Annotated in this window: 5 protein-coding genes and 3 pseudogenes; 2 read left to right on the plus strand and 6 right to left on the minus strand. The window is 47.4% G+C overall.

Going from position 1 to position 5461, the window contains the following annotated elements; all coding sequences use genetic code 11:
- Window positions 1–203: cyclic nucleotide-binding domain-containing protein (locus tag KB557_RS08535; RefSeq protein WP_255133247.1), on the minus strand; the 203-nt coding region annotated here is incomplete at its 3' end.
- A gap of 167 nt (window positions 204–370) precedes the next feature.
- On the opposite strand from KB557_RS08535, the gene KB557_RS08540 reads away from it, so the two are divergent.
- The gene (locus KB557_RS08540; protein WP_255133249.1) at window positions 371–913 is read left to right on the plus strand and encodes a cob(I)yrinic acid a,c-diamide adenosyltransferase; all 543 of its coding nucleotides are present in this window, start codon (window positions 371–373) and stop codon (window positions 911–913) included.
- The gene (gene dcd / locus KB557_RS08545) at window positions 907–1500 is read left to right on the plus strand and encodes a dCTP deaminase (protein ID WP_255133251.1); all 594 of its coding nucleotides are present in this window, start codon (window positions 907–909) and stop codon (window positions 1498–1500) included. The genes KB557_RS08540 and dcd overlap by 7 nt, the downstream gene beginning before the upstream one ends.
- Here the strand turns inward: dcd and KB557_RS08550 are convergent.
- From KB557_RS08550 to KB557_RS08570, 5 genes and pseudogenes are all read right to left on the minus strand, one after another.
- A complete protein-coding gene (locus KB557_RS08550) occupies window positions 1481–2182 on the minus strand; it encodes a Coq4 family protein (RefSeq protein WP_255133253.1) in 702 nt (233 codons plus the stop codon). The two genes, dcd and KB557_RS08550, sit on opposite strands and share 20 nt — an antisense overlap.
- Window positions 2183–2205: 23 nt before the next feature.
- The gene (locus KB557_RS08555) at window positions 2206–2508 is read right to left on the minus strand and encodes a hypothetical protein (protein ID WP_255133255.1); all 303 of its coding nucleotides are present in this window, start codon (window positions 2506–2508) and stop codon (window positions 2206–2208) included.
- Between the two features lie 59 nt (window positions 2509–2567).
- Window positions 2568–3002: pseudogene (gene thyX / locus KB557_RS08560) on the minus strand (FAD-dependent thymidylate synthase); the annotation flags it as partial.
- 3 nt (window positions 3003–3005) lie between these two features.
- Window positions 3006–4181: pseudogene (locus KB557_RS11205) on the minus strand (HNH endonuclease); the annotation flags it as partial.
- 180 nt (window positions 4182–4361) lie between these two features.
- Window positions 4362–4655: pseudogene (locus tag KB557_RS08570) on the minus strand (FAD-dependent thymidylate synthase); the annotation flags it as partial.
- Window positions 4656–5461: the final 806 nt, after the last annotated feature.

Here is a 5461-nt window from a genome sequence, read left to right on the forward strand (position 1 = left end):
TCTCGCAATAAGGCAACGGTGATTTCTTCTCCAGTTTCGTATACGCGCGATAGACGCACCGCGCCGCGTTTAAGCAGGTAAACCCGTTCGGCCGGATCACCTGGGAAAAAGATTGTTTTTCCCCGCTCAACGATTTCGGAGCTAGTGCCCACCAAGCTACGCATCACTTCTTGGATGCTGAGCTGTGGAGTTGAAACAACCATTAAGCCTTGCTCCAATGTGCAAAACCTATAGAGGCAGGGATTACCGCCTGGTAGCGGTTAACACCAAATATTGCACAGTACAAATGTTTGCACTATCTGTGGTGTTTAAAGCTTGTGCAAGAACGTTTCACCGCTACATTCGGGTTTCTTCTGCCCGCGGTGATTTTATGCTCAGCAGCCTTGCGGAACCCAGCCAACGCAGGGCTGGGGCGGCATTACGGCTGCTGGTTAGCGAGCCGGAGGGGTTATTGCAGGTGCATACAGCGGCTTATCGCGGCAGTTGCCCCAGTGTGTTTAGCCAAGCGCTACGCAGCGCAGGGCTTGGCAGCACGGTGCTGGTGAGTCAGTTTTTGAGAGGCGGAGTGGATCAAGGCCCAACAAAACCGGTGCAGATGTGCGGCAGGCTCACCTGGCTGAGGCCAGCGGTAGCTGATTGCCTCAAGGGCCCAGATGATGGGCTGCAACGGCAAGCGGTGCAGGATTTATGGCAAGAAACCAGCCGCTGGCTGCTGGAAGGTGCAGCTGATTTGGTGGTGCTTGATGAATTAGGGCTTGCGCTTGCCTATGGCTTGCTTGATGAAGCTGAAGTAGTGGCCACCTTGGGGCAGCGGCCAAGCCGTATGGATGTAATCCTCACAGGGCCTCAAATGCCGGCGTCGCTGATGGCGCTTGCAGATCAAGTAACCGAATTGCGCCGCGAACGATGCTAAAAAACGACCGCTGGATCAATGAACAGGCAGAAAATGGGTTGCTAGAGCCATTTCAAGCCACCTTGGTGCGCCATTTGGATCCTGATAACAGGGCAAATCCGGTATTGAGTTTTGGTTGCTCTAGTTATGGCTACGACCTACGCCTATCAGCAAAAGAATTTTTAATATTTAGGCATGTGCCGGGCACGGTAATGAATCCAAAACGGTTCAACCCAGCAAATTTAGAACCAGCACCAATGCAAACTGATGCTGATGGTTCTTATTTCATACTGCCGGCCCATTCCTACGGGCTGGGAGTGGCCTTAGAGAAGATGAAGGTACCTGCAAATATCACCGTAATTTGTTTAGGAAAAAGCACCTATGCAAGGCTTGGGATAATAGTAAATACAACACCAGCAGAAGCCGGCTGGGAGGGGCATTTAACCTTGGAATTTAGCAATAGTTCTGGCGCTGATTGCCGCATTTATGCAGATGAAGGTATCTGTCAATTATTATTTTTTGAAGGCGACCCATGCGAAACCACCTACAGCGATAGGGCCGGTAAATATCAACATCAACCAGAAAGGGTTACCTTAGCGAAGATGTAAAAGGATTGGATTTAATCAATTCAGTAATATTTAATTTCTCGCGCCATGTAGTTAAAGGAAGATCCCAACCCTGCTCCCAGCGTTCAGCAAGAAAAGGAGGTGCAAAACAACCAAGCCTCAAGCCATAAGCAATTGCTAAACCGATATCAAGCCCATCTGGATCTGTGGTTTCAAAAGAGCGATGAATCAAACCAGCAGCAAGCAAAAGGGCAGATCCAGGCCAACGCAATTGTTCAGCAGAGAAACCATTTAAGGCAGCTTCCCCGGCGATGGTGGCAGGGCAACCGGTAATTGCATGCCACACATCATGGGAAGCGCGAATGCGATGTTGTAAGTAGCTATCAGCTGCTGATGTATCTGTTGATAGTTGAGGTGCTGCTATAGGTTCCAAGCCTTGATCAAATAACAGATGCCCATATACATAACCAAGGCTACCGGCTGGATATGAAATCAAGGTGGCAACATTTGGCCATTCACCCCAATAGCGTTCCTGCACTAAGGCAGCAATTCCGGGATCTGAATGTAAACGCTGGCGAGCAGCGGCAGCAGCTGGGGTTTTATAGCTGCGATTTAAAAGATCAAGTGCACTTTTGATATCTGTTGGGTTATCACATAAATGCTGCATATCAACAGAAATATGCAATAGCTGATTTTGTAAAATTGCAGCGTTTGGATCTGGCATGCTTAGATATCAAAAAATAATAGTTAGCGTAAACCCATAGCACGGCGCATCTGCCATAAACATGGCAAGCCACTAGAGCAAAGTGATATCCCAATGCCATTCACGCTAAATAACACATCTTCTGGATTAGTTACAGCAGCAGCTAAATTTGCCTTACCCACTGGTGCTGCCAGAGAGTTATTCATCATCTGGCCTGGCAATAAAGGTGTTTGGCTGCGGGGATTAGTTAAAGCTTTTGCATCATTTAGTAATTGCAAAGCGTTGCCACTGCTGGCCGATTGCAAGCTGGATTGTATTGCAGCACCTGCAGCTGCATCAAGCAACATCTGCGAATTTGCAGGTGCAACAAATGAAAAACAGCAAACTAACGCAGAAATAAAATATTTCATGGCGCTAAACGTGCTTTATGCAGCCTTGATTTTTCATACCATTCAGCAAATTGTGGTGCCCAATTAACAAGATGGGGCCACATCAGATCACAAAGTTCACGTATTTCAAGCTGGGCATCAAGCTTGGCGCGTAGATCCATGAAATGCAAAAACGCACGCAAACTAAAACTAACAACAAAATGTTGGCGGTAATCAAAAGGAAGAATACCGCGAGCATGTTCTTCTGCAAAACCAGCAGCAAGTAAATCGCGATATCTAGATGCCGCAGCACGGCAAAGCTCTAGATCAATAGAGCGTTCGGCGCTGGTATAAACATATTTTTTACCTTTGCGATCGTTGTAATCACCAATAGGCCGTAAATAAAATACTTCTTCTAGTTCAACTTCATCATTAGCAGCGCGGATGATGCGATCACCTGTATACCGCATCGAATTATGCACAACTAAACCATTGGCAACAAAATTATGCCAAGGCTCCTCTACTTCAAGGTCGTAGGTGGGTTGCTGGCCGAGATATTCCACATTCACAACCGTGAGGGGATGAGCTCTCAAGCGGCGGCCATAGGGGACTGGTTTTGTTGGCCAGTCCTTCTGCAACTGTTGAGGCTGAAAGGCCTCTGCAAAGGCAGCTTCCTGATTATTTTGATGAATAGAGGTATGACAAGGCTGGCAAAGTGTTACTAAATTATTGATCTCCCTGCCGAGACTTGGATTCGCATAAATAGGCACTAGATGGTGGGCGTGCAACTGTTGATTGCAACCGCGCAAACCACAATTTTGGCAGGTGTAATTAAAGAGACGATGTACCTCTGGGGCTATTTGGCGAGTCCATGCTGCAATTAAGTCTCGATCAGATGAAACACCCCCTTTCCAAAAGTTTGAAGCCGGACCGCGGCGTGCAAACAGCTTGCTATTACTGCGGCGCAATTGGCGCGCTGGCTCTGATAACTGAAGCTGGTAGCCGCCCCCGCCTTGATTCCAAGGAACCATTCCCGGCTGAAAACCTGGGGCACGGCGATTCAAGTTGAGGCCGCAGTGATAAACCCATTTTTTGATCGCTTCAACTGAACAGTTAGCTCGTTCAGCTATTGAATCGACATAAAGGCCGGCCTTAAGTTGTTTTTGTAGCCATTTCTTTTGGCGGTAAATAGCAGTGGGATTGTGATTCCAGGGTTGGCTGCCGATTTTAAATCGAGATTGAGCTGAAGGTAGGTTGAGCTGAAGTCTTCGGGCCCAGGCCCGGATTGTGGTGATAGAGCAGCCAGCTTGTTGAGCCATAGCTGCAACATTTGCACCATGGTTGATTTGCTCCTGCAGCCAGGCTTTATCTCGGTAAACACCAGTGCCTACTGCAACATTACCATTTGCAAGTAAACGTGTGGTACGGCGAAAACTAATAACAGAGTGATCAGAACGTGTACTCAGTGAAAGCGCATCACCCATCGTTTTCCAACCATCGGGAGTGAGCAAGCGATGGTTTGTAGTGCAATCAAGAGTGCGCCCATCCTCCATGGTGAGCCGATACACAGGTTGAATGCCGCTATGTGTCACATCCTTGATATGACTAGTTTCAAAAAAACCAGTGGCTTCATTAAGAACCCGTAGCTTCATGGATTTGAGTCGAGTGCGGCAATCACGTCGATAACTTCCTGGTTTTTCACCCTTGCGACCACGCAGATTGCGCTGCCTTATCGCTTGTTCTCCATAGGTCCAGCGATCGAATAGATCAGCTATTGCGATCCTGTGCAATGCACCAGAAGTTTTTACAAAAGTAACCTCGGTATTGGCGCCAAGGCATTGAACATCAAAGCTCACGCCAACCCGATGGGTACGGGCCTGCTGCATCACCGAATGGGGAAACCAACCCACATTCAGCACAATTTGGGCATGCTCAAGGGGTCCGTAGTGGCCGCGCTCCCCAGATAACAGACGTTTTACGCAGATTTCACCAGCGCGGGTTTCATCTGGCCATTCAGCGCGATCGGCCCACACAAAACCTTCGCTGTAATCCTGGTGCATGCCGGCATAAACGCACTGCTGCGGGTTTGGCGTAGCCGCGATCAACTCAACCCGGAAGCGTTTCATTGCAGCAATCTCGCTCTTGCAAGGTTAGAGGGAAATGGGCGGATGGAAAATTCCCAATAACCAAGTAATTAAAAATAACTTGTACAATATTTTGGCAAAACCAATTCCCTAAAAGACGATTGCAACGTAACCAAAGTTAAGAGAATGTTTAATATAAATAAAATTTTCAATGTATGCAGAAAAATCAGGCTGCAAACGGAAGTGCTTGCTTCTCTGACTCCTGGAGTTGAGCTAGAGCGTCTCAGCGCACGGAGGTAGCAAACAAATCGGCCATCTACCCCTGAAGCAAGCGGCTACGAATTGGGACGGTGCGAATACGAACGTGAATGGAGCCCTGGCTTGGCAAAGCAATTGCACGAATCAGATCTACAACTGCTACGAGCTGAGAGGCGCTGCGGTATTAAGGCCGTAATCAACTGCAACCAAATGCTGGTGAAACACTATCTGCATTTATTGAACAAGCTTATAAACAAGAAATAAATTAAAGCCAGAATTAATTAAATCCTAACAAGTCTATTGCAAACTGCGTTTTGAAGCAAATACTGATAAAAAAATTGAGCAAGAAAGGCTGCGGAGTGCGATCTGGCAAGCCTGGAAAACTTAAACCCTCATCAAAATTATGCCAATTAATTCCAGAATAAAGTACCTATAAAGATTCTCCATAAGTTATACAAAGTCAGGTCAATCAAAGGAGATCTTCAAGCTCACTGCGCGAGATCTTAATGCTTCTGAGTATATTTGCCAGTAAGCCTGGCCCAATTGATTCGCCGCCATGCAAAGGTATAACAGTTGCTCGCCCGTCTGGA

The organism is Synechococcus sp. Cruz CV12-2-Slac-r, from assembly GCF_024346075.1.
In the GTDB taxonomy this organism is placed as follows: domain Bacteria; phylum Cyanobacteriota; class Cyanobacteriia; order PCC-6307; family Cyanobiaceae; genus Synechococcus_D.

Bases quoted from the DNA above. Each gene is read 5' to 3' on its own strand.
- KB557_RS08540 (WP_255133249.1), top strand. From the start codon at position 371: ATGCTCAGCAGCCTTGCGGAACCCAGCCAACGCAGGGCTGGGGCGGCA.
- KB557_RS08550 (WP_255133253.1), bottom strand. From the start codon at position 2,182: ATGCCAGATCCAAACGCTGCAATTTTACAAAATCAGCTATTGCATATT.
- KB557_RS08555 (WP_255133255.1), bottom strand. From the start codon at position 2,508: ATGTTGCTTGATGCAGCTGCAGGTGCTGCAATACAATCCAGCTTGCAA.
- dcd (WP_255133251.1), top strand. From the start codon at position 907: ATGCTAAAAAACGACCGCTGGATCAATGAACAGGCAGAAAATGGGTTG.